The 21,637-nt window shown below is 62.8% G+C and carries 22 protein-coding genes; 12 read left to right on the forward strand and 10 right to left on the reverse strand.

Translation table 11 applies throughout. The features are described from left to right. Positions 1-43 precede the first annotated feature (43 nt). Positions 44-766, forward strand: a complete 723-nt coding sequence (locus A0O30_RS12905) for a hypothetical protein (protein ID WP_105946751.1) — start codon at positions 44-46, stop codon at positions 764-766. Positions 767-882: 116 nt separating this feature from the next. Continuing rightward, on the forward strand, positions 883-1,803 hold the full coding sequence (locus tag A0O30_RS12910) for a LysR family transcriptional regulator (protein ID WP_105946752.1): 921 nt from the start codon (positions 883-885) through the stop codon (positions 1,801-1,803). A 39-nt stretch (positions 1,804-1,842) separates the two neighbouring features. Here the strand turns inward: A0O30_RS12910 and A0O30_RS12915 are convergent, their stop codons facing one another. After that, complete coding sequence (locus A0O30_RS12915; RefSeq protein ID WP_105946753.1) at positions 1,843-3,147, reverse strand: MFS transporter; 1,305 nt, start codon at positions 3,145-3,147, stop codon at positions 1,843-1,845. Positions 3,148-3,413: 266 nt separating this feature from the next. On the opposite strand from A0O30_RS12915, the gene A0O30_RS12920 reads away from it, so the two are divergent. Genes A0O30_RS12920 through A0O30_RS12930 form a run of 3 tightly spaced genes read left to right on the forward strand, consistent with a single transcriptional unit; the run spans position 3,414 to position 5,723 of the window. Next, positions 3,414-4,577: an iron-containing alcohol dehydrogenase gene (locus A0O30_RS12920; RefSeq protein ID WP_105946754.1), complete on the forward strand. Its 1,164-nt coding sequence runs from the start codon at positions 3,414-3,416 to the stop codon at positions 4,575-4,577. 21 nt (positions 4,578-4,598) lie between these two features. Beyond that, complete coding sequence (locus tag A0O30_RS12925) at positions 4,599-4,913, forward strand: NIPSNAP family protein (protein WP_105946755.1); 315 nt, start codon at positions 4,599-4,601, stop codon at positions 4,911-4,913. 33 nt (positions 4,914-4,946) lie between these two features. After that, entirely contained in the window at positions 4,947-5,723 is a 777-nt protein-coding gene (locus A0O30_RS12930; RefSeq protein ID WP_105946756.1) for an SDR family oxidoreductase, read from the forward strand. Between the two features lie 129 nt (positions 5,724-5,852). On the opposite strand, the gene A0O30_RS12935 is transcribed toward A0O30_RS12930, so the two are convergent. The 6 genes from A0O30_RS12935 to A0O30_RS12960 form a co-directional block, all read right to left on the reverse strand. Further along, entirely contained in the window at positions 5,853-6,788 is a 936-nt protein-coding gene (locus tag A0O30_RS12935) for a cyclase family protein (protein WP_105946757.1), read from the reverse strand. Positions 6,789-6,885: 97 nt separating this feature from the next. After that, positions 6,886-7,428, reverse strand: coding sequence for a WYL domain-containing protein (locus A0O30_RS12940; protein ID WP_105946758.1), 543 nt, complete (start codon positions 7,426-7,428; stop codon positions 6,886-6,888). Positions 7,429-7,624: 196 nt separating this feature from the next. After that, complete coding sequence (locus tag A0O30_RS12945) at positions 7,625-8,611, reverse strand: zinc-binding dehydrogenase (RefSeq protein ID WP_105946759.1); 987 nt, start codon at positions 8,609-8,611, stop codon at positions 7,625-7,627. A gap of 131 nt (positions 8,612-8,742) precedes the next feature. Next, the gene (locus A0O30_RS12950; protein WP_105946760.1) at positions 8,743-9,150 is read right to left on the reverse strand and encodes an SRPBCC family protein; all 408 of its coding nucleotides are present in this window, start codon (positions 9,148-9,150) and stop codon (positions 8,743-8,745) included. Between the two features lie 21 nt (positions 9,151-9,171). After that, entirely contained in the window at positions 9,172-9,969 is a 798-nt protein-coding gene (locus tag A0O30_RS12955) for an SDR family NAD(P)-dependent oxidoreductase (RefSeq protein WP_105946761.1), read from the reverse strand. Positions 9,970-10,055: 86 nt separating this feature from the next. Further along, positions 10,056-10,967: a LysR family transcriptional regulator gene (locus A0O30_RS12960; RefSeq protein WP_105946762.1), complete on the reverse strand. Its 912-nt coding sequence runs from the start codon at positions 10,965-10,967 to the stop codon at positions 10,056-10,058. A gap of 118 nt (positions 10,968-11,085) precedes the next feature. Here A0O30_RS12960 and A0O30_RS12965 point away from each other — a divergent pair, with 118 nt between their 5' ends. Beyond that, positions 11,086-12,096 carry an aldo/keto reductase gene (locus tag A0O30_RS12965; RefSeq protein WP_105946764.1) on the forward strand — a complete coding sequence of 337 codons (1,011 nt, stop codon included), beginning with the start codon at positions 11,086-11,088 and terminating at the stop codon, positions 12,094-12,096. Positions 12,097-12,432: 336 nt separating this feature from the next. Next, on the forward strand, positions 12,433-12,798 hold the full coding sequence (locus A0O30_RS12970; protein ID WP_105946765.1) for a hypothetical protein: 366 nt from the start codon (positions 12,433-12,435) through the stop codon (positions 12,796-12,798). Positions 12,799-12,921: 123 nt separating this feature from the next. Here A0O30_RS12970 and A0O30_RS12975 read toward each other — a convergent pair whose 3' ends face one another. Continuing rightward, the gene (locus tag A0O30_RS12975) at positions 12,922-14,346 is read right to left on the reverse strand and encodes a PLP-dependent aminotransferase family protein (protein WP_105946766.1); all 1,425 of its coding nucleotides are present in this window, start codon (positions 14,344-14,346) and stop codon (positions 12,922-12,924) included. Between the two features lie 325 nt (positions 14,347-14,671). Between A0O30_RS12975 and A0O30_RS12980 the strand changes: the two genes are divergently transcribed. Continuing rightward, positions 14,672-16,084 (forward strand): amino acid permease, encoded by a 1,413-nt coding sequence (locus A0O30_RS12980; protein WP_019097820.1) that lies wholly within the window; start codon positions 14,672-14,674, stop codon positions 16,082-16,084. A gap of 3 nt (positions 16,085-16,087) precedes the next feature. Here the strand turns inward: A0O30_RS12980 and A0O30_RS12985 are convergent, their stop codons facing one another. Further along, the gene (locus A0O30_RS12985; protein ID WP_105946767.1) at positions 16,088-16,267 is read right to left on the reverse strand and encodes a hypothetical protein; all 180 of its coding nucleotides are present in this window, start codon (positions 16,265-16,267) and stop codon (positions 16,088-16,090) included. A gap of 116 nt (positions 16,268-16,383) precedes the next feature. Here A0O30_RS12985 and A0O30_RS12990 point away from each other — a divergent pair, with 116 nt between their 5' ends. From A0O30_RS12990 to tam, 4 genes are all read left to right on the forward strand, one after another. Further along, positions 16,384-16,920 carry an RNA polymerase sigma factor gene (locus tag A0O30_RS12990; RefSeq protein WP_105946798.1) on the forward strand — a complete coding sequence of 179 codons (537 nt, stop codon included), beginning with the start codon at positions 16,384-16,386 and terminating at the stop codon, positions 16,918-16,920. Next, complete coding sequence (locus tag A0O30_RS12995; protein ID WP_177410276.1) at positions 16,917-17,759, forward strand: FecR family protein; 843 nt, start codon at positions 16,917-16,919, stop codon at positions 17,757-17,759. Before A0O30_RS12990 ends, A0O30_RS12995 begins: the two co-directional genes overlap by 4 nt. A gap of 184 nt (positions 17,760-17,943) precedes the next feature. Next, on the forward strand, positions 17,944-20,349 hold the full coding sequence (locus A0O30_RS13000) for a TonB-dependent siderophore receptor (RefSeq protein ID WP_105946768.1): 2,406 nt from the start codon (positions 17,944-17,946) through the stop codon (positions 20,347-20,349). Between the two features lie 90 nt (positions 20,350-20,439). Continuing rightward, on the forward strand, positions 20,440-21,222 hold the full coding sequence (gene tam / locus A0O30_RS13005) for a trans-aconitate 2-methyltransferase (protein ID WP_105946769.1): 783 nt from the start codon (positions 20,440-20,442) through the stop codon (positions 21,220-21,222). Here the strand turns inward: tam and A0O30_RS13010 are convergent. Then, positions 21,212-21,583 carry a DUF2784 domain-containing protein gene (locus A0O30_RS13010; RefSeq protein ID WP_105946770.1) on the reverse strand — a complete coding sequence of 124 codons (372 nt, stop codon included), beginning with the start codon at positions 21,581-21,583 and terminating at the stop codon, positions 21,212-21,214. The two genes, tam and A0O30_RS13010, sit on opposite strands and share 11 nt — an antisense overlap. Positions 21,584-21,637 lie beyond the last annotated feature (54 nt).

A 21,637-nucleotide genomic window follows, 5' to 3' on the forward strand; every position in this document is an offset into this window, starting at 1 on the left:
TTGGGCGGTTTGAATCGCGTATCACCACAGAAGGAAGCATGCATTGAGCTGGGACAAGGTGGGGAAGCTTCTCGTCGCCGTGCTGATTGGCCTGATGGTCCTGTTGGCCGCCTACGCGCTGCTCAGGGGCAACCCGCGCCTGGAGGCGTCACTGACCTATGCCTACCTCACTTACCCCAGCCAGTTCAGCGAGCGTATCAGCAAGGCCAGCGAGCAGCTCAAGTACGAGCAGTTGCAGGGGCGTATCAACAGCATCGACCAGGGCGAGTTGAGCCATGACCAGGTCGAGCGGCTGATCGAAATGGCCCAGGCACCGTATGCCCAGCTGTTCGCCAAACCGTTCGAGGCCGGGCTGGTCGATCACCGTACGGGGTTGCTCATCGAGTTGCTCAACAGTGGCGACGCCCAGGTACGCCAGGTGCGCATTCGCTTGCCAGCCAAAGGGCTGGTGCAAGTGCGCGATGCTGCCGGTAACGACACGCTGCTGGAAAACGCCACCGCGCAGGTAGATATCCCGGCCATCGAGCCTGGTGGTACATGCAAGGTATGGGTGTATTTCGACGCCGACTTTTCGCAGATCCGCCAAGGCGGGGTCAGCATCAGCCACGCCGACGGTGTAGCCAATGTGCAGGTGTACCACCAGGTCATCGGTTTTCCTGCCACGGTGGCCCGCTACAGCCGTGAGCTGATGGTGTTGCTGGGGGTGTTGGCATTTAGCGTGCTGGCCCTGGGCTATGCCTGCCTGGCACGGCGCCCAACGCCATAACCTACCTGTTGGATGCATGTTCTTGCGGCAAAGGTTATTTGCCGCAAACTCAAAAATCACCCGTTGATGACGCTCTATAGTGCTCGGCATTACAAGACCTATGCCGAGCCTGCCTGATGATCCCCACCCTGGATTCCATTTTTTCTCGCCTGCGCCTGCGCCAGTTGCGCCTGCTTATCGAGCTGGACCGCTGCGGTTCGCTGCACAAGGCGGCCGAAGCCATGGCCATTTCCCAGCCTGGGGCCACCAAGGCCTTGCAGGAGGTGGAGGAAGTGCTGGGTGTGCCGCTGTTCCAGCGTTTGCCCAGTGGCTTGGTGGCCAACGATGTAGGCCGTTGCGTCGTACGTTATGCGCGGTTGATCCACAGCGACGTGGGGCACTTGCGTGAAGAGGTGCTGGGTATCGTTCAGGGTCAGGGTGGGCGGCTTGCGGTAGGCAGCATCATGGGGGCCATGCCGATACTGGTCAGTGCGTTGGGGCGCTTGCGCCGCAAACAGCCGCTGCTGGCAGTGGAAATCGCCGAGAACACCAGCGCCAACCTGCTCGCCCAACTGGACGAGGGGCGCCTCGACCTGGCTATTTGCCGGCCGGGCCTGGGCCGCAATGCGGCAGACTATGCCTTTGTCGAAATGGCCCATGAGCCGCTGACGGTGGTCGCGCACCCCCAGCACCCGCTGGCCGGGGCGGGGGCACTGAATATCAGCGACCTGAGCCCGTACCGCTGGGTGGTCTACCCGGCCAACATGCCCATGCGCCAGGCGCTGGAGCGTGAGTTGAGCGAGGCAGGGGTGGAGGTACCGCGGTATCCGTTGGAAACCTTCTCCACCTTCGCCACGTTCATGCTGCTGGAGGATGACCCTGCGCTGGTGGCGGTAATCCCCAGTGCGGTGGCGGCCTTTGCCGAGCAACGCGGGTTGCTGGTAACGCTGGCGGTCCGCTTGCGGGCCTTGAGCGAACCGTTTGGCATCGTGCACCGGGTTGCCGCACCGCTGTCACCGGCGGCGCAGTTGTTGGTGCATGAACTCGCGGCAGGTTGAAGCATTACGCGGCTCCCACAGGCAACTTGCAATACGGCCTTAGAACTGCCGCTTGCGGTAATCGATGAGGCTGGAAAACACCGTAATCAATGCCGCTGCCGCGACAAAGAAGATCAACGCATAGAAGTAGTCTCCGGTGAGCTGCACGATCAGCCCTATGACGATCGGCACCAGCACGCCGGCCATGTTGCCGCAGAAATTCATCGTACCGCCCAGTACCCCGGTGCGCGACGGGCCTCCGATGATTGCCGGCAGGCACCAGTACATCCCGCACCAGCGAATGAAGAACATCGCCACGCACAGCAGGCTGATCACCGCAACGGTTTCGCCCACGTAGGCTGCCGCCAGGATGCACAGCGCTGCCACCAGGGCCGAGCCGCTGAACAGGCTGCGCATTACCAGGTTTGGCGAGGCACCGGTGGCACGCCAGCGATCACCGATCCAGCCGCCGATCAGCTCGCCGACAAACCCGCACATGAAGATCAGGAAGGTTGCCCCGCCCATGGCCGAGATGTTCAGGCCGTGCGCCTTGTGCAGGTAGCTGGGCATCCAGGTCAGCAGGCCGTAGAACACGGCCAGGATGCAGCTGTAGCCGGCGAACATGGCAAAGATCGAGCGGTCTTTCAGCAGTTCGCGCAGCGGCAGGCTGGATTGGGCCGCTGCAGCATGGGCACTGGCGTTGCCTTCGGTGATGTGGCGCAGTTCCGCCTCGTTCACCCCTGGGTGTTCGCTGGGGTGGTTGCGGATGTACCTGTACGCCAGGATGCCGGCCAGCACGGTGCCGACCCCGGCCACCACAAAGGCCAGGCGCCAAGAGCCCAACCAGGCGATCAGGCCGGAAATCAGGATCGCCCCCAGTGCGCTGCCCAGCGGCGCGCCACCATCCACCAGCACGGCACCGCGGCCGCGCTCGTTGGGTGTCAGCCAGGCGCCGTTGAGCTTGGCACCGGCGGGCATGATCGGCGATTCGGCCACGCCCAGCCCGATGCGTGTCAGCAGCAGCACCAGCCAGCTGTGCGAGGCCGCCCCCAGCGCCTGGAACAGCCCCCAGGCGACGGTGGCAGCACCGATGATGCCACGGGTGTGGAAACGGTCCAGCAGCATGCCACCAGGGATTTGCATCAGGGCATAAGACCAGAAGAAGGCACTGAGCATCAGCCCCTCCATGGCCGGCGTCAGGTTGAATTCGGGGGCAATCAGCGGCAGTGCCACCGACAGCGAGGCGCGGTCGATGTAATTGATGGCGGTCAGCAGCAACAGGATCAGGAAGATGCGCCAGCGCACCGTGGTCATCGGGGCCGCCGTGGGCAGCGCCAGGGCAGACGGGGAGGGTGAGGTCTTCATCGCAGGAGCTCGTTGTTGTGATTATCGGGAGGCGTAGCGGCTACGCAGGCCGATTGTTGGAGCGCTGCCGATGGGGCGGGTAATGAAAAGAGCTGATACGCCAATAACACCGCCTTATTGCCCCGGTCGGGGATAAGCACTGGTTATTGGCGTATCAGCTCTTTTCATTATCGACGGTGCAGGCCCGCGCTCTAGATTGCTCCGGCACGGCCCGCCAGCGCCACGGTGGGCACAACAAGAACAACGCAGTTGCCCAAGGACATCTCATGAGCCAATTTCAGTTTCACTTCCCCACCCTTGCCAAATGCGGCGCGGGCCTTGCCGACCAGGCGGGTGCGCTGCTCAAGCCCTATGTGGACGGCCCCTTGCTGGTGGTCACTGACCAGGGTTTGCTTGACGCAGGCATCCTTGCGGGCTTCTTTGCCTCGCTGGAGCAGGCGGGCATCGACTACCAACTGTTCTGCGCCGTTGAAGCCAACCCCGGCACCGACGTGCTGGATGCCGCCGTGGCGCTGCTGAAGCAGTGCGGCTGCACAGCGGTGATTGGCGTGGGCGGTGGCAGCAGCATCGACACCGCCAAGGGCGTGGCGGCAATGGCCACCAACCCCGGTAATATTCTCGACTACGAAGGTTACGACAAGCTGACCCAGCCGCCGCTACCTATCTTCGCCATCCCGACCACTTCTGGTACGGGGAGCGAGTGCACGGCGTCGACCGTGTTCACCAACAAGCGCACGCTGTTCAAGACGGTAATCGTCAGCCCGAGCCTGTTCCCACGCCTGGCCATCCTGGACCCGGCTCTGACCCTGAAACTGCCCGCAGCCATCACGGCTGCCACTGGCATGGATGCGCTGACCCACGCCATCGAATCGTATGTGTCGCGTCAGGCCAACCCGATCAGCCAGGCGATGGCCCTGCAAGCCATCCGCCTGATCGCAGGCAGCCTGGAAAAAACCTACTTCGTCGGCACCGACATCGCAGCCCGCGAGCAGATGCTGCTGGGCTCGTTCCTGGCGGGTGTGGCGTTTTCGCAATCCAGGCTGGGCAACGTACACGCCATTTCCCACACCTTCGGAGGGGTATTCAACATCCCCCATGGCATCGCCAACGCTGCGCTGCTGCCGTACGTGATCAAGTTCAACCTGCCGGCCTGCCCGGAGCGATTCCGCGATATCGCCGTAGCCCTGGGCGCTGATGTGACCGGGCTTTGCGTGGAGCAGGCGGCGGCACGTGCCGTGGACGCGGTGGTGGCGTTGAACCAGGCCATCGGTATTTCCGCCACCATTCGTGAGCTGGGCGTGGACCTGGCGTTTCTGCCGCAGATGGTCAGCGATTCGATGCGCAGCGGCAACGTGCTGGTCAACCCGCGGCTGACCACGGCACGCGATGTCGAGCGCCTGATTACCGACGCCTACCACGGCACCCTCTGATCCTGTAGTGGAACCACGACTATGTTTTATGAAATGCGTACCTACACCCTGCACATCGGCAAGATGAAGCAATACCTCGAACACTTCGAAAAGGAAGGCTTGCCGGTGATCTCGCGCTACGCCAAGCTGGTGGGCTGGTGGTACACCGAGATTGGCGAACTGAACCAGGTGGTGCACATCTGGGCCTACGAGAGCCTTGACGAGCGCATCGAGCGCCGTGCTGCGTTGTACCGCGATGCACAATGGCTGGAGCGTTTCATCCCCGTGGCATTCCCGATGCTGGTGCGGATGGAGTCCAAGCTGCTGATGCCTGCTGCGTTCTCGCCGATCCAGTAACCTGTTAACCGCATTGCATCAAGGAGCAACCGGATGGATCTAGGCATTACCGGCCGCTGGGCCATTGTCTGCGCGGCCAGCCAGGGCCTGGGCAAAGGCTGTGCCGAGGCCCTGGGCAAAGAAGGCGTCAACCTGGTCATCAATGCGCGCACCCAGGCCACACTGGAGCAGACGGCCAGTGAGCTGCGCGCGGCTTGCCCAAGTATCGAAGTACGTACCGTAGCGGGTGATGTGACCGATGCCGAGGTGCGTCAGGCGCTGTTGGCGGCCTGCCCGCAGGTCGACATTCTGGTCAACAACGCGGGCGGCCCGCCACCGGGGGATTTCCGTGACTGGGGGCGTGAAGACTGGCTGACGGCGCTGGACGCCAACATGCTCACCCCCATCGAGCTGATCAAGGCGGTGGTAGATGGCATGGCCGAGCGCGGTTTCGGGCGGGTGGTGAATATCACCTCAGGCGCGGTAAAGGCGCCGATCGACATACTGGGTTTGTCCAATGGCGCCCGCAGTGGCCTGACCGGTTTTATTGCTGGTCTCGCCAGGCAGCAGCGCCTGGTGGGTAGCAATGTGACCTTGAACAACCTGCTACCAGGGGCCTTCGACACGGCGCGCCTGCAAAAGACCTTGAAGGCGGCGGGTGGTGATGTGCAGGCCACGGCCCAGGCGCGGCGCAAGGCTATTCCAGCGGCGCGCTTTGGTGATGCCGGGGAGTTCGGCGCGTATTGCGCGTTCCTGTGCAGTGCCCATGCCGGATACATCACCGGGCAGAACCTGCTGATTGATGGCGGGGCGTTCCCCGGTACGTTCTGAGCGCGACTGACTGACGTGGGAGCAACTGTCTTCTTGTGGAAGCTGGCCTTGCCGGCGATGGGCCGCTTTGCGGCCCTTCGCGGGCAAGCCCGTTCCCACCGGTACCCTGTCAGCCTTCAGGTGTGGTGATCAGTGAATCGCCACCGGGTTGATGTTCACCTGGGTCGAGCCTTTGTACAGCGGTTGCCCCAGCACGAACAGGAACTCGAACGCCTTGTCTTTCACCAGCGGACGGGTGTCGATCAGCTCCAGGTTGTAGATACCGCGCTTGGCCAGCATGAACTGGTTGACCGGGAACTCTTCACCGCTCGGGTTTGGGTACACCTCGGAGGCCCAGGTATCGCCACCAAAGGCGACAATGCCTTGATCTGCCAGCCATTCGGCCGCCGGCAGGTCGATGCCCGGCTCGGTGGCGAGGAACTGCTGGTTGTCCTTCCCGATCAGTTCTAGCCAGCCGGTGTTGAACAGCACTACATCACCTTTGCGCAAGGTAATGCCTTCTTTCTTCAGTACCGCCTTGATGTCAGCGACGGTAAACGCGGTGCCGCCCGGTACGATGGCCTTGCCGTAGTAAGCCGTCATGTCCAGCACCACACCACGGGTGACCATCGGCGGCACTTTCTCCACACCCAGTTTGGTTACGCCTTCGACGGTGACGAAATCGGCTGCCTTGTTGCCGTTGTAGTAGACATTGTCGATACCGATGTGGCCGATGCCGTTGAGTTGGGTGCCAACGCCGGTCCAACCGTTGACCAGTTCATCGTTGAAGCTGAACTTGTTGTGGCCCAACGTTTGGCCGGCTTGCTCGCCGGGCTGGATGTTGTACAGGTGGAAGCTGCGATGGCGGAATGCCGGCAGGTCCTTGCTCACGGGTACGGCCAGCGGGTAGGTCTTGCCGGTTTTGACCAGGCCGACAGCCTGCTTGACCACTTCCGGGGTAAGCAGGTTGGCGGCGCCGATCTCATCCTGCTTGCCGTAAGGCGAGGTCTGCCAGTCGGCAGCGAGGGCGGCCTGGGCGGTGGTCGCCAGCGCGACGGCGAGCAGCAGGGGCTTGAAGCGTTTCATGGTGTACTCCTGAACGAAAATGTTGTCAGGAGCGAATTTTGCGCAGGGCCGGCAAGGTGAAAAAGCGGCCGGCGGGACAATGACTTTTGCCTGCCGGTCAACAACCGCCATCATGCAGCGCCAGGCTCTGGCGCAACTGTTCGAGCATGGCCACGCGCAGCGCCAGCGGAGCCTGCACGCGGATTGACCCTGCCTGGGACAGCAGCCAGCCCATCAGTGCCCGGTTGTCGTCGACGGTGGCCACCAGTGCGGCACCGCCGCTCGCTTGTGGCGTCAGGCGCATGTCTGCCGACAACGGTGATTGTTCCAGGCGGCGGGCCAGCGTGTCATCGACCCAGGCTTGCAGTTCAACCTGTGCCGGGGGCGTGAGCACATCAGGTTGCAGTCGCTGCGCTTCGCCCAGGCTCAGGCCTGGTTGCCAATACCATCCGTAAGGCATGCCTTTGCTGTTGCACTGCAGCGGGAACAGCGCGGCGAGCTCGACCAGGTCGCGCTCCACGGTGCGTTTGCTGGTGGTATGGCCCACGGTTGTCAGTGCGGCCTGCAACTGGGTGGAGCTCATCCCCGGGTGGCGACCGGGCAGCAACTTCAACAGCTGCCACTGACGGGCGATGGTATGGCGGGTAGGGTGGCTGGGCAAAGGGCTCGTCCTTGAGAACAGGTGCCACACATAGTTGGTGGTGGCGTTTGGCTATTGCGCGAGCATACCTTTTCGCTGAATGGGATCCAAGTTTTCGCACCTGCACAGCGCTGTCAAGCGCCGGGGTTGAAACCGACAACGTTGTAACAGGGCAACGGGTTACTGGCAAAAATGTTGGGTAGCGATGTAGTGGCGCTTAATTCATGCATGTCACCCATTTACCTGTTCCCGTGCCTTCTTTCAGCTGTCGCAATGCCTGTGGCAGTGCTGTAAAGGCGAACTCGCGGCGTTCTGGTGCGATCAGGCGGCCGTCAGCTACCGCCTGCAGCAGTTGTTCACCCGCCACGCGCAGGGCCTGGCGATCTGCCAGTCGGCCGTAGGCATGAATGCTGTTCAACGCCACCTCATGCAGTGAAATTGCCGTGCTGAATGCCACTGTTGGCGCGCTTTCCTGGCGGTCCTGGATGCACACCAGGTGCCCGTTGTAGCCAAGCAGATGAGCAAGGCTGCCGGCGTGATGGCCGCTGACGGTATCGAACACAGCATGCAGTGGGCGCTCGCCCAAGGTGGCTTGCAGTTGCTGCTGCCAGTCGGCATCGTGGTAGTCGTACACGCCGCTTGCGCCAAGCGTCTTGAGCGTAGGGTGGTGGGCTTGCCCGGCAGTCGCCCAGACACGCAGGCCCCGTTGCACGGCCAGCTGTGCCAGGTAGAAGCCCACTGCACCACCGGCACCGATCACCAGTACATCTCGGCTGGCGCCTGCGGGTATTTTGGCCAGGGCCTGCCAGGCGGTCAGGGCGGGGCAGGGCAGGGCAGCGGCGGCGCTGTCGCTGAGTGTGCCGGGGATAGCCATCACCAGGCTGGCATCAAGCAGGCAGTGCTCGGCGAAGCTGCCGTCGCGGGCCAGCGATTGATGGTAGGCCACGCGGCTGCCCAAGGGCAGGTCGACACCTGTGCCTGCGGCGACTACCACGCCGGCACCATCCACACCCGGGACTGTGCCTTGCTGCCAGGCCGGGTGGCCCCACTCGCAGATTTTCCAGTCCACCGGGTTGAGGGCAATGGCGCGGTTGGCCACCAGCACCTCACCGGGGCCGGGTTGCGGCAGGGGTTTACGGAGCAGTTGCAGGCCGTCGAGGCCGGCGTTCGGGGTCCAGGCCCAGGCTTGATGGTCGGTTGGCATGGTGCGGGTCCTTGTGAGACGGGGGGGGGCGGCAGGCTAGCGGGGATCGGGCGGGGGAAACAGGTAGAGGTGGGACAAGGTGTTTTGACTCAGGGGCAAAAAAGCGGGGTTGCAGTGCAACCCCGGTTCACTCAGCCCAGGGTTTTTGCCAAGGCTTGCAGGCCACCTTCATAGATGCCCTTGAACAGCGCCTGGGCCTCGGCATCGTTTACCCCGACCGGGGTGAACTCGCCCGACCACTCCACCAGGCTGCCCTGGCCATCTGCCTTGACCTGCAGGGTCGACAGGTAGCCGGTGACCGGGAACGGGCTGGTCATGATCGCGTAGCTGTAGCTGCGCGCGTTCTCGTCAAAGGCCATCAGGCGCTCGACGATGCGGTTGCCGTCCGGGTCTTTCAGCGAGCGCACGCGGCCACCTTCGCTGGCAATGCTCTCGGGGATGAACGGCAGCCAGTCGGGCAGGCTGTCGAAACCGCCGATCAATGCCCAGACATGTTCAGGGCTGTGTTTGGTTTGCAGGGAAGCATAGGCAGTTGCCATGAAGTAGTTCTCCAGTTGGATTCAGATAGCGAGGCTGTCGACCACACCGCCGTCGACCCGCAGGGCCGCGCCGGTGGTGGCGGAGGAGTAAGGGGAGGCGAGGTACACCACAAGGTGGGCGACTTCGTCGACATCGGCGGCGCGCTGGATGATCGAACTCGGCCGCGCAGTGCGCACGAAATGGTCGGCCTCTTCACGAATGCTGCGCCCGGACGCCTGGGCCGCATCGGCTACCAGCGCGGCCACGCCATCGGTCAGGGTGGGGCCGGGCAACACCGCGTTCACGGTAACCCCGGTGCCGGCCAGGCGCTTGGCCAGGCCATGCGACACTGCAAGGTTGGCGGCCTTGGTGACGCCGTAGTTGATCATGTCGGCAGGGATGGCGATGCCCGATTCCGAGGAAATGAACAGGATTCGCCCCCAACCTTTCTCGACCATGCCCGGGGCATAGTGGCGGGCCAGGCGTACGCCACTCAACACGTTGGTGTCGTAGAAGCGTGCCCACTCGCTGTCGGCCACGTCGAAAAAGTCGACGTCGTCATAGATGCCCAGGTTGTTGACCAGAATGTCGGCCTTAGGGTGGGCGGCAAACAGGGTTTCGGCACCGGCGGCGGTGCCCAGGTCGGCGACTACGCCGTGAATCTGCCCACGGCCGCCTTGCCCGTGCAGTTCGGCCAGGGCTGCATCCAGCGATTTCTGGGTGCGACCGGCAATGACCACGTCGGCGTTGGCGCGAGCCAGGCCGCGAGCGATGGCCAGACCAATACCGCCGGTCGAGCCGCTGATGATGGCGGTGCGTCCGCCGAGGTCGATGTTCATGGAATGGCTCCTGTGGATGAGTTGCATCGATAGGAGCCATACTAGTAAAGCGCGTTAAGACTGTAAAAGACGTAATTAGACTTAGTTCAGACCTTTGGCGACTTATTGGCCAGCGCCAGTACCCGTTCACGGAAAATACCCACGATTGGCCGCAGGTCGACCTGGTGCCAGGCCGCCCATAACTGCACGCTGGGCTGGAACCACGCCAGCTGGCGCAGTACCACGGTAGGTCCGGCACTGGCTGTCAGGCTGCTTTGCACCATCGCCAGGCCGAGGCCTGCCGAGACAAGGCCGAGCACGCTGAGCGGGTCGGTCGCTTCAAGCGACAGGCGCGGGGTAAAGCCGGCATCGCCACAGCGGGCAATGAAGTCGTCGCGCTTGTTCACCTGGTCGGGCTGGCCACCCGTAATGATCCACTCTTGCTCGTGCAGGTCGGCCGGGGCCAGTTCGGCCTTGCTGGCCAGCGGGTGCGCGGCCGGGATGGCCAGCAGCATCGGGTCGTCCAGCACCGGCTGGGCACGCAGATCGGGGTCGTGCGTTGGCGGCGGTTCGCACACCAGGGCAATGTCCAGACTGCGTTGGCGCAGGCCCTCGAACTGCTCACTGGGAGGCATGTTGTATAGCGCGATGTGAATGTTCGGGCGCTCACCACGAATGGTCCGCACCGCACCGGGTAGAACGCCGGCATGGATGGCATGGTTGACGTAACCGATGCATAGCCCGCCTTCCTCACCCCGCCCGAGGCGTTTACCCAGCGATTCCAGGCGCTCGGCGTGCTTGAGCAGGCCGCGCGCCTCGGCCAGGAAGGTGCGCCCGTCGTTGGTCAGGTACAGGCGCTGGTTGCGCCGTTCGAACAGTGCCAGACCAAGGTTGTCCTCCAGCTGGGCGATCTGCCGGCTGAGGGGGGACTGGGAAATGTGCAGCTGTTCGGCGGCCCGGCCGACGTTTTCGCATTCGGCGACGGCCACAAAGTAGCGCAACTGACGTAGATCCTGCATGAGACCTCCAGGGACTTAACTATGACGAATTATGACTTGGACGGTCTCGACTTGGCCAGCCTAGGATGTGTCCACGTCGTCGGTTGACGACCTTGCATACCTTTTCTGGAGACATTTCATGAGCTTGAAAGACCTGATCGCCAACCCCTTGGGCTTCGGTACCGCGCCGCTGGGCAACATGTTTCGCAACGTGCCGGACGCCGAAGTACAAGCTTCGGTAGATGCCGCCTGGAACAATGGCGTGCGCTACTTCGACACCGCACCGTTCTACGGTGCCGGCCTCTCGGAAATTCGCCTGGGCAAGGCCCTGGCCCGGCGATCACGCAATGAGTACGTACTCAGCAGCAAGGTTGGCCGTGTCATCCTCGACGAACTGGAGGATCCATCATCCCGTGAACTGGGCGAGAAGAGCGGGCTGTTCGAGCATGGTAACCGTAACCGCATCGTCAATGACTACAGCGCCGATGCCACCCTGCGCTCGATCGAGGGCACGCTCGAACGCATGGGCACCGACTACCTGGATATTGTCTGGATTCACGACATCGCACAGGACTTCTACGGTGATGAATGGTTGAGCCGTTTCGAAACCGCGCGTACCGGTGCCTTCCGCGTGCTGACCCGCTTGCGTGAAGAGGGGGTGATCAAGGCTTGGGGCCTGGGTGTGAACCGTGTCGAGCCGATCGAGCTGACCCTGGACCTGGAAGAAGCGCGCCCGGACGGCTTCCTGCTGGCTGGCCGCTACAGCCTGCTGGACCACGAACGTGCCCTGCAACGGGTAATGCCCGGCGCGCTGGCGCAAGGCCTCGGGATTGTCGTCGGCGGCCCTTACAACTCGGGGGTGATTGCCGGTGGAGAGCACTACGAGTACCAGAAGGCCAGCCCGCAGGTCCGTGCCCGTGTGCAGCACCTGAATGAAGTGGCGGCGCGCCATGGTGTAGACATCAAGGCGGCGGCATTGCAGTTTTCGTTGGCGCACCCGGCAGTGGCGGCCGTGATCCCGGGGGCGACCCGGCCGCAACATGCCGACCAGGACCTGGCGGCGCTCAAGGCGGTCATTCCGGCGGCGTTCTGGGCCGAGTTGCAAGCGCTGGGACTGATTGCCCAGCATGCGCCACTGCCCAAGGGCTAAGCGTGCAATGAGCCGCGCCTTCCTGACCGCGTAACGTCAAGTAATTGCCGGCTGAATGCCGTGCTGGCCCGCGCCGCCCCTTGTGTCGCGACAATTAAGGCGGCGCATCGCGAGCGTTGCTCGCTATGTTTGTTTCGGGCCAGTTTTGCCTGGAGGTTTCGTGCGCGAACGCCTTGGCGCATGCCTCTTCGATGTGGATCGATACCGTTTTTTTGGATGTGCAAGTGCTCCCGATAACAGATAAAAACTAGCATTTTTATCAGTTGCTGCTTTACCACGAACAATGGGAATCTTCTGGCGTAGTTCAACCGACCAGGTTATTCAGGAGTTTTTGAAATGGACAGTGAAAGCCGCAAAGCTACACCTCAGGCAGCTCAGAAGGCCACGCAAGCTGATCCGAGAGCTGAGGTTGTAGCAAATATCCTCAAACAGTTGGATCTCGATGGCAATGGCAAAACTTCACATAAGGAAGCCTTGGCATTCATTGCAGGCAACATTAAATATCTCAGCGAGTTAGCAAGGGAAATTGCACACGCTGCCCGATGCATCGCGCCATCCCCGCACGCACAATCTATCGCGCACTACGCGGACGTTATCGAATACTCCGCAGGTAATAATGCCGTGCTGATAACAGCTATCCTTGAGGATAAAAGTAAAGATAAGACCCTGATCGTCAAGGACGTGCTGAAGGTAATGAAGTAGCCCGATCAATAACGGAGCAGGCGTGAGGCACGAAGAGGCCGATCCCGGTTCCGCCTTGTCAAAAGCCGATTCAGTGGCATGGCGGTCGGGGGGAGGATGCCATGGCGAGCACGCTTGCCATTCTCACACCCCACCCCGCCGCACATGCTTCACCAGCACCTTCTCCAACAACTCCCACATCGCAGGCTCGGTACTGAACGCCACATTGAACCGCATCCACCCGGTCGCCTTGGCATCCACCATGAACAACTGCCCAGGCCCGAGCATGATGCCTTTTTCCAGCGCATCATCCAGCAGCGCTGCGCTGTCCGGAATGGCCGGATGGCGGGTCCAGATGTACATGCCTTCATCCGATTCGATGAACAGTTCAAAGCCCAATCGATGCAAATGCCGGCCAACTTCCTGATGCGCCTCGGCCAGGCGTTGGCGCAGGCGCTTGAGGTGTTTGCGCCAGCGGCCGTCGATGATCGCGGCGTACACCACGCGCTCCATCACCTGTGAGGTGGTCAGGCCCGAACGCATCTTCAGGTGCAACAGTTTCTGCATCAGCTCGGGGTTGGCCAGCATGTAGCCGACCCGCACGTTGGGCGAAATGCTCTTGGAGTAGCTGCCCACGTACACCACCTGCTGCAGGTGGTCGAGGCTGGCCAGGCAGGGCTGCGGTTCGGCGACCATGTCGGCGTACAGGTTGTTTTCCACCAGGCGGAAGCCGTGCTGGCTGGCCAGTTGCAGCAGGCGGTGCAACTGCGGCAGCGGGGTGCGGGAGCAGGTGGGGCTGTGCAGGTGCGGCTGGGTGAAGAACGCGGTCGGGCGGTGGTGGGTGAGCAAGTGCTCCAGCTGGTTCAGGTCGTAACCGGCCGGGGTGCGTGGCACGCCGACCAGGGTGGCGCCCTGCGTGCGCAGAATGCTCATCAGGTTGGGGTAGCCAGGGTCGTCCACCAGCACCACATCGCCTGGGCGCACCAGCGTGCGGGCGGCCAGGTCCAGGGCCTGGCTGGCGCCGTGGGTGAGCATCAGTTGCGCAGGGTTGGCGACGATCGACAGCTCTTGCTGCAGGTTCTGCGCGGTCAGTGCACGCAGCTCCATCAGCCCCATGGGGTCGCCGTAGCCGGACAATTCCAGCGGGCTGCCGGCCACCTGGCGCAGGCCGCGACGCAAGCCGTCTTCGTACATCCAGTCGTTGGGCAGCCACCCGCACCCCGGTTTGTACGGCAACTGGCGGATCTCGAAGATCTGCTGCAGGTACCACTCGGAGTTGAACGTTGGTCGACTGGTATCAGCCTCGGCGTTGTGCGTGTCCAGCAGTTCGCCCGCCGCACGGTTGACGAAGAACCCCGCATTGCCACGGCTTACCAGCAGCCCTTGGGCGACCAGGCGGTCGTAGGCCTCGACCACGGTGAAGGTGCTCACCGAATAGCTCGCGGCAAAGGCGCGGATCGACGGCACCTTGGCGCCTGGCTTGAGGGTCTGGTTGTCGATCAGCTCGCGCAGCCCGTCAATGATCTGGTTGACCAGCGGGGTTGAGGAGTCTGGATGTAATTCGAACATTCGGGGCCTTCAGGGTGCGTATCGCCTGGCGTTTGCAGGGTGTACTGCATGGGCGACCTGTACAGTGCAGTGCGAGTTTCATGCCACTGTGCATGGCTCTCTGCGTCGGACATTTTTACATTAGGTGTCGGATATCGCCACATAAAGCATGTTCAGTTCGCTCCAGGCAGCCGCCCTGGGGCGCGTCAGCAGGCCGCCATGGAAGGCCTGCGTGTGTTCGTTCACACCTTCCTGCCCGCATTAGCACTGATGTACAGGTGAAACCGCCAGCCATCGGGGTTTCACAGTTTTCCTTGGATAAAAAGAAGCACGGGGTACACAACTGATGGACGCAACATCCACAACCACCACCGCGAAAAGCGGGCACGAGAGCAAGCTCAGTGCCTCGCTGAAGTCGCGCCACCTGACGATGATGTCCATCGCCGGGGTTATTGGCGGCGCCTTGTTCGTCGGTTCCGGCAGCGTGATCCACAGCGCCGGCCCAGCCGCTGTCCTGGCCTACCTGGCGGGCGGCATCCTGGTGGTACTGATCATGCGCATGCTGGGTGAAATGGCGACTTCCTCGCCAGACACCGGCTCGTTCTCCACCTACGCCGACCGCGCCATCGGCCGCTGGGCCGGTTTCACCATCGGCTGGCTGTACTGGTGGTACTGGGTCATCCTCATGGCCTGGGAAGCCTATGTGGCGGGCAAGATCCTGCATGGCTTCTTCCCCGACGTCAGCGTCAACGTGTTCGTGCTGGCCACGACCCTGTTGCTGATCACCGTCAACTTCTTCAACGTCAAACACTACGGTGAGTTCGAGTTCTGGTTCGCCTTGATCAAGGTGATCGCGATCGTCTGCTTCCTGATCGTGTGTACCGCTGCCGTGCTGAACGTCTGGCAGTTCGGTGAAGTGCGTGGCATCAGCCACCTTACCGCCGAAGGCTTCATGCCCAATGGCATCACCACCGTGATCGGTGCCTTGCTCGGGGTGATGTTTGCCTTCCTGGGTGCTGAAATCGTTACCATCGCTGCCTCCGAAGCCAAAGACCCGGCCGCGCAGATCGTCAAGGCCACCAACTCGGTCGTCTGGCGTGTGTGCCTGTTCTACGTGGGTTCGATCTTCCTGATCGTCTGCCTGGTACCGTGGAACGACCCGCACTTGGGCGTTTCCGGCTATGGCGCCTACCGCCGTACCCTGGAGCTGCTGGGCGTGCCGTATGCCGAGCTGCTGATGAACTTCGTGGTGCTGACCTCGGTAAGCAGCTGCCTTATCTCCGGCCACTACACTGCTTCGCGCATGCTGTTCTCCCTGGCCCAGCGTGGCGATGCGCCGTCGTTCTTCAAGATTACCCGCGCCGGCACCGGTGTACCGGTGTACGCGATCATGGGCTCGTGCGCCGTGGCCGTGGTGTGTGCGCTGATCAACTTCAGCGAGACCCTGCGCCCGAAAGACGTACTGGAAACCCTGATGAACACCACCGGCATGATTGCCCTGCTGGTGTACCTGGTCATCGCCTTCTCGCAGCTGCGCATGCGCCGCAAGCTGATTGCCGAAGGCAAGGAAGTACGCCTGAAGATGTGGCTGTTCCCGTGGCTGACCTACCTGGTGATCGCGTTCATCGTGGCTGCCCTGGTGACCATGGCCTTCATGCCTGACTACCAGATCCTGGTGATCTCCACCGGTATCGCTGCGGCGATCGTAGTGGCGATGGGCGTGGTGCACCAGATCCGTTCTGGCAGCAAGCAGCACTAAGCGTCACTTGCTTTTCGAAACGGCCGGCTCCCCTGGGGACCCGGCCGTTTCGCGTTGTTGGGCCTGGGCTTTTTCTGCGGGCATGTGGAAGCGCTGGTTCATCCAGGGCGAGCCGAGCAGGGCGGCGGCGGCGATCAGGGCCAGGATGGCGAGGGCGATGTAGGTTTTCATGGGCGTGCGCATGCAGGAATGACCTGAAGCATAGCCAGTCAGTTCCGGCGCGGATGCTGGCCCTTGGCTGACAAATGCATGAGTCGCCCTCTACAATGCGAAGCATTATCACTTGGCATTGGCTCGTCATGTCCACCACACCGCCCAACCAGGAACTGCTTGACGCGCTGGCGTTGCACTATGACGACCTGGTTCGCTACATCAAGCAGCGCTTTCGCGACCGGCATTTTGCCCGCGACCTTGTGCATGACGTTTACCTGCAGATCCTCGACAAACCGCCACGCCAGCGCATCTCGCTGCCGCTGGCCTTCCTGCGCAAGGTTACCTTCAACCGGGCCATCGACCGGGTGCGCGCCGAGTCGCTGCGTGCGGCTCACTTGGCCGCCGCCAGCCATGACGAACCGGCCCTGGACAGCTGGGACGGCGCCCGCGAGCTGGACTTCGAGCAACAGCTGCATGCCCTGCTGGCGATTATCGAAGCCTTGCCTGCACGTCAGCGCCAGGTGTTCCTGCTGCATCGCATCCACGGCATGGCCCAGCGAGACATCGCTGCCGAGCTTGAAATTTCGACCAACATGGTGACCCAGCATTTCAACCGTGCGCTGCACGCCATCGCTAGCCGTTGGGAACCGGCCCGGCGTGTGCGTGGCGAGGGGCGGGCATGAGCCAGGACAAGCGTGAAAACAAGCCTCAGGCCGACCCATTGGACGCGTTCAGCGAAGCCCTACGCGCGCGGGTAGCCTCCCGCGAGGCATTGATCGCTGAAGGCAAGGCCATGACTGCACACCGGCGCAAGGCAGCCAAGGCGGCCAAGGCAAGCCTGTTGTCGCTGTTGCTGGCAGGTGGCCTGTGGTGGGTGGACCCGGCCTGGCAGACCGAGCACGTGCAGGTGGCTGTTGGCGCAACGCACGAGCTGGTGCTGGCGGACGGCAGCCAGGTGCTGCTGGACTCCGGCAGCAGCCTGCTGATCGAACGGCGCCTGCGCAGCCGGCAGCTGGAGCTGGTCGAAGGGCAGGCGCGCTTTACCGTAGTGCATGCTGATGCGCCGTTCATTGTCCGCAGCCAAGGCGTGCGGGTGCGTGATATCGGTACGGTGTTCGACGTGCGTAGCGATGCGCGTGGCGTGCGGGTAGGGGTGCAGGAAGGTGCAGTAGAAGTCGGCAGTGCGCACGGCGCCGTGCAGCAACTGACGGCCGGGCAGCAACTGCTTGCGGTCGCCGGTGAGCTGGGTGCGGTGCAGGCAGTGCAGCCGAGCGCGATGGCAGCCTGGAGCAGCTCGGTGTTGCGCTTTGACGGTACACCGTTGCGCGATGCGATTGTGGATTTGCAGCGCTACAGCGAGGTGCCGTTGCGCTTGGCGGACGAGCGCACCGGTAGCTTGCGCTTGTCGGGTGAGTTCGACAGCCGGCAGATGCGGGCGTTGCTGGAGCACTTGCCGGCGGTGTTGCCGGTGACGGTGGTGCGCGGTGCTGATGGTGGCCTGGTCATTGGCCGGACTGATTGATCGCCTGTTCTGGCCCTTTCGCGGGCACGCCCGCTCCCACAGGAATCACATAAATTCTGTGGGAGCGGGCGTGCCCGCGAAAGGGCCAGAACAGCCAACCAATAATTATTTTCATTAGCACATCAACATCCGCCCATGCCCAATCGCCATTCCCATGAAGTCACTTGAATCGTATGGGGAACACATGGGTAACCACCTCTCACCGCTGACGCTTCTGGCCGCCAGCCTGTTTACTTGCGCCAGCGTCCAGGCGCAGGACGCCATCTTCGCCCTGGATATCCCGGCACAACGTCTGGACCGCTCGCTAAACGCCCTGGCCCAGCAAACCGGCACCCGCATCCTGTTTTCCACCGATGCCGCCGAGGGCCGGCAGGCCGGCGCCGTGCAAGGGCGCATGAGTGTCGCGCAGGCCTTGCAACAGCTGCTGGCAGGCTCGGGCTTGCAGCTGCAGCGTGCCGGGGAGGGTTACCTGATTGGCGCGCCGGCCAGTGGCACCGCGTTGGAGCTGGGTGCTACCAACATCGACAGCCAGCGCTACAGCAACAGCACAGACGGCACCGGCGCCTACACCCTGGGCACCACGCGCGCCGGTACTGGCCTGAACCTGTCGCCGCGTGAAACACCACAGTCGATCAGCGTGGTCACCCGCCAGCGCATGGACGACCAAGGCCTGAACGACCTCACCGAGGTCTTGCAGCAAACCCCAGGTCTGTCGGTGCAAAGCCTGGGCAGCGAGCGTTTCAATATCTATTCGCGTGGCTACTCGGTCGACAATTACCAGTTCGACGGCATCCCCACCACCCTTGATATCGTCAGCCAGGTATCAGCCCAGAGCCTGGCCGACATGGCCATCTACGATCATGTCGAGGTATTACGGGGGGCCACCGGCCTGCTGACCGGCGCAGGTGACCCGTCGGCCACCATCAACCTGGTGCGCAAGCGGCCCACCGCTGAATTCAAGGGGCATGTCAGTGCGGGGCTGGGGTCGTGGAACAAGTACCGCACCGAGGTCGACCTGTCCGGTCCGCTGACGCCTACCGGCAATGTGCGCGGGCGCATGGTCGCCGCCTACCAGCAGAACGACAGCTTCGTTGACCACTATCACCAGGAAAAGCAGGTGTTCTACGGCATCCTTGAAGCCGACCTAAGCGACAGCACCTTGCTCACTGTGGGGGCTGACTATCAACGCAACCGCCCGGAGGGTTCGTCGTCGGTGGCGTTCCCGCTGTTCTACAGCAACGGCGAGCAAACCGATTTTTCCCGTTCCACCAACAGCGCCGCACGCTGGAGCAGCAACCCTCAGGACGCGTTGAACACCTTCGCCAGCATTGAGCAGCAACTGGGCCACGACTGGAGCCTGCGGGTGGCGGTGAACCAGATGTACATCAACCGCGACGACTACCAACTGGCGACCGCCAGCTGGGGCTTCCCCGACAAGCAGACCGGCGAAGGCGTGCGCCTTTACGGCGGTGCCGGCAGCACCTGGCAGAAGCAGGTTGGCGTGGATGCCCAGCTCAAGGGCCCATTCCAGGCGTTCGGCCGCGAGCACGAGCTGGTGCTGGGCTACAACTTCTCCCGCTACCAGAACCACCACGACCCACTGCGTGGCACCGCCATCGAAGGTACGCGGGTCAATTTCTACACCTGGGACAACTACACCACCAAGCCCAACACCGGTAACGGCAAGCTGTACGACGGCGACACCAGCATCTACCAGAGCGGCACTTACCTGGCCACGCGTCTGCGACCCACCGACGATTTGTCGGTCATCCTTGGGGCCCGGGTCAGCAATTACCGTTACCGCTACGACCTCACCACCCAGCCGAACAAGATCCCGGGCAACCGTGAAAGCGGCGTAGTAACGCCCTATGCCGGCGTGGTCTACGACCTTGACGACATCCATTCGGTGTATGCCAGCTACACCAGCATCTTCAAGCCGCAGACGGTGCGTGATGCCAGCGGTGCAACGTTGGCGCCGCGTGAAGGCGACAACTACGAAGTCGGCCTGAAGAGCGAGTACTTTGGCGGGCGCCTGCAAACCAGTGTCGCGGCGTTCGAGATCAAGCAGGACAACCTGGCCGTGGTCGACCCGGGGCAGGTCGTGCCAGGTACCACCACTGCCGCGTATCGCGCCATTTCCGGCGCTACAACGCGTGGCTTCGAGGTGGAGGCCAGTGGTGAACTGCAGCCAGGCTGGAACCTCAGCGCCAGCTACAACCACAGCATCATCAAGGATGCTGATGGTGAGCGCATCAACACCGTGTTTCCGGCCAACATGGTCAAGCTGTGGACCACGTACCGCCTGCCGGGTGAATTGGAACGCCTGACCGTGGGGGGCGGGATGAACTGGCAGAGCGGCACCCATTTCACTGCCACACCAAGCGAGTTGGGCACCGTCAAGGCCAAGCAAGGGCAGTTCGCCGTGTTCAACCTGATGGGCCGCTACCAGATCACCGACCAGCTTTCGACCACGCTGAACGTGAACAACCTGCTCGACAAGAAGTACCTCAGTGCGCTGGATACCACGTTCTACAGTGGCTATTACGGCGAACCGCGCAACGTCATGGTGACCACCCGCTGGGATTTCTGATTGCAAGTGCGGCCCTATTGCCGGAGATAGGGCCCTCACCGGCGACAGATGGCATATGCTGAGAACATTGTCCGTCCCAAGGAGCCTCACATGGCCTGGTCCGCCACCCAGTATTCCCTGTTCGAAGATGAACGCACCCGCGCTGTGCGCGACCTGCTTGCTGCCATCCCGACCCCGCCGCGCCCGGTACGCCACGCCACCGATCTGGGCTGCGGCCCGGGCAATTCCACCGAAGTGCTGCTGCAACGCTACCCCGATGCCCAGGTAATCGCCCTGGACAGCGACCCGGACATGATCGACAAGGCCCGTGAGCGCAAACGGCTGTGCATCCCCCGGGTACGCACGGCCATCGCGGACATCGCCGGCTGGTCCGCCCCGGAACCGCAAGACCTGATCCTGGCCAATGCCTCGCTGCAATGGGTACCCGACCACGCCTCGCTGTACCCGCACCTGGTGCGCCAGTTGAGCGAAGGCGCCAGCCTGGCCGTGCAGACCCCGGACAACCTCGACGAACCGGCGCACCGGCAATTGCGCGAGATTGCCAGCCAAGGCCCCTGGGCGGCCAAGTTCGCCGATTTCCAGCTGCCACCACGGCACAGCGCAGCGTTCTACTACGACCTGCTCAGCCCGCTGTGCGCGCGGGTGGATGTGTGGCGCACCACCTATCACCACCCGTTGCCGGGTGGCGCCGAAGCGGTGGTGGAGTGGTTCAAGGGTTCGGCCCTGCGGCCTTATCTGGCCAGGCTTGATGAACAGGAGCAGGCCGACTTCCTGCAGATGTACCTGCAGGCCATGCAGCGAGACTACCCACCGGCCACCGATGGCAAGGTGCTGCTGCCGTTCCCGCGCTTGTTCGTGATCGCTACCCGCTAGGGTGGCGCCAGCGCCAGGCCACGTAACTGTAAACGCCAAGGTTGAGCAGCAGCACAACGCAACCCAGCAGCAGCTGAATGTGCGGCGTCAGCCCGGCGGGGTAGATCAGCGGCCAGATATAGTGCTCGACGAAACCGCCTTGGTAGCCTGCGTCACCCGCCGCGCTACGCATGCGGTTTTCCCAGGTGGTGAGCGGGCAGCCCAGGTGCAGGCACTCCACCGCAAGGCCCCAGGCCAGGGCTGGCAAGTGGACGAGCAGGGCGGGGCGCCACTTGAGCACCAGCAGGCCGCCGAACAGCACCAGCAGGATGAAGGCCAGATGCAGGAGGACCAGGGCGTCGGCGGCAAGGCGGTAGAACATGGGCAGTGTGCCAGGGGTTGAAGTTACCCCAGCATAGTTGGTTGCCTGTGCCGG

Source organism: Pseudomonas sp. LLC-1 (assembly GCF_002992185.1).
Classification (GTDB): domain Bacteria; phylum Pseudomonadota; class Gammaproteobacteria; order Pseudomonadales; family Pseudomonadaceae; genus Aquipseudomonas; species Aquipseudomonas monteilii.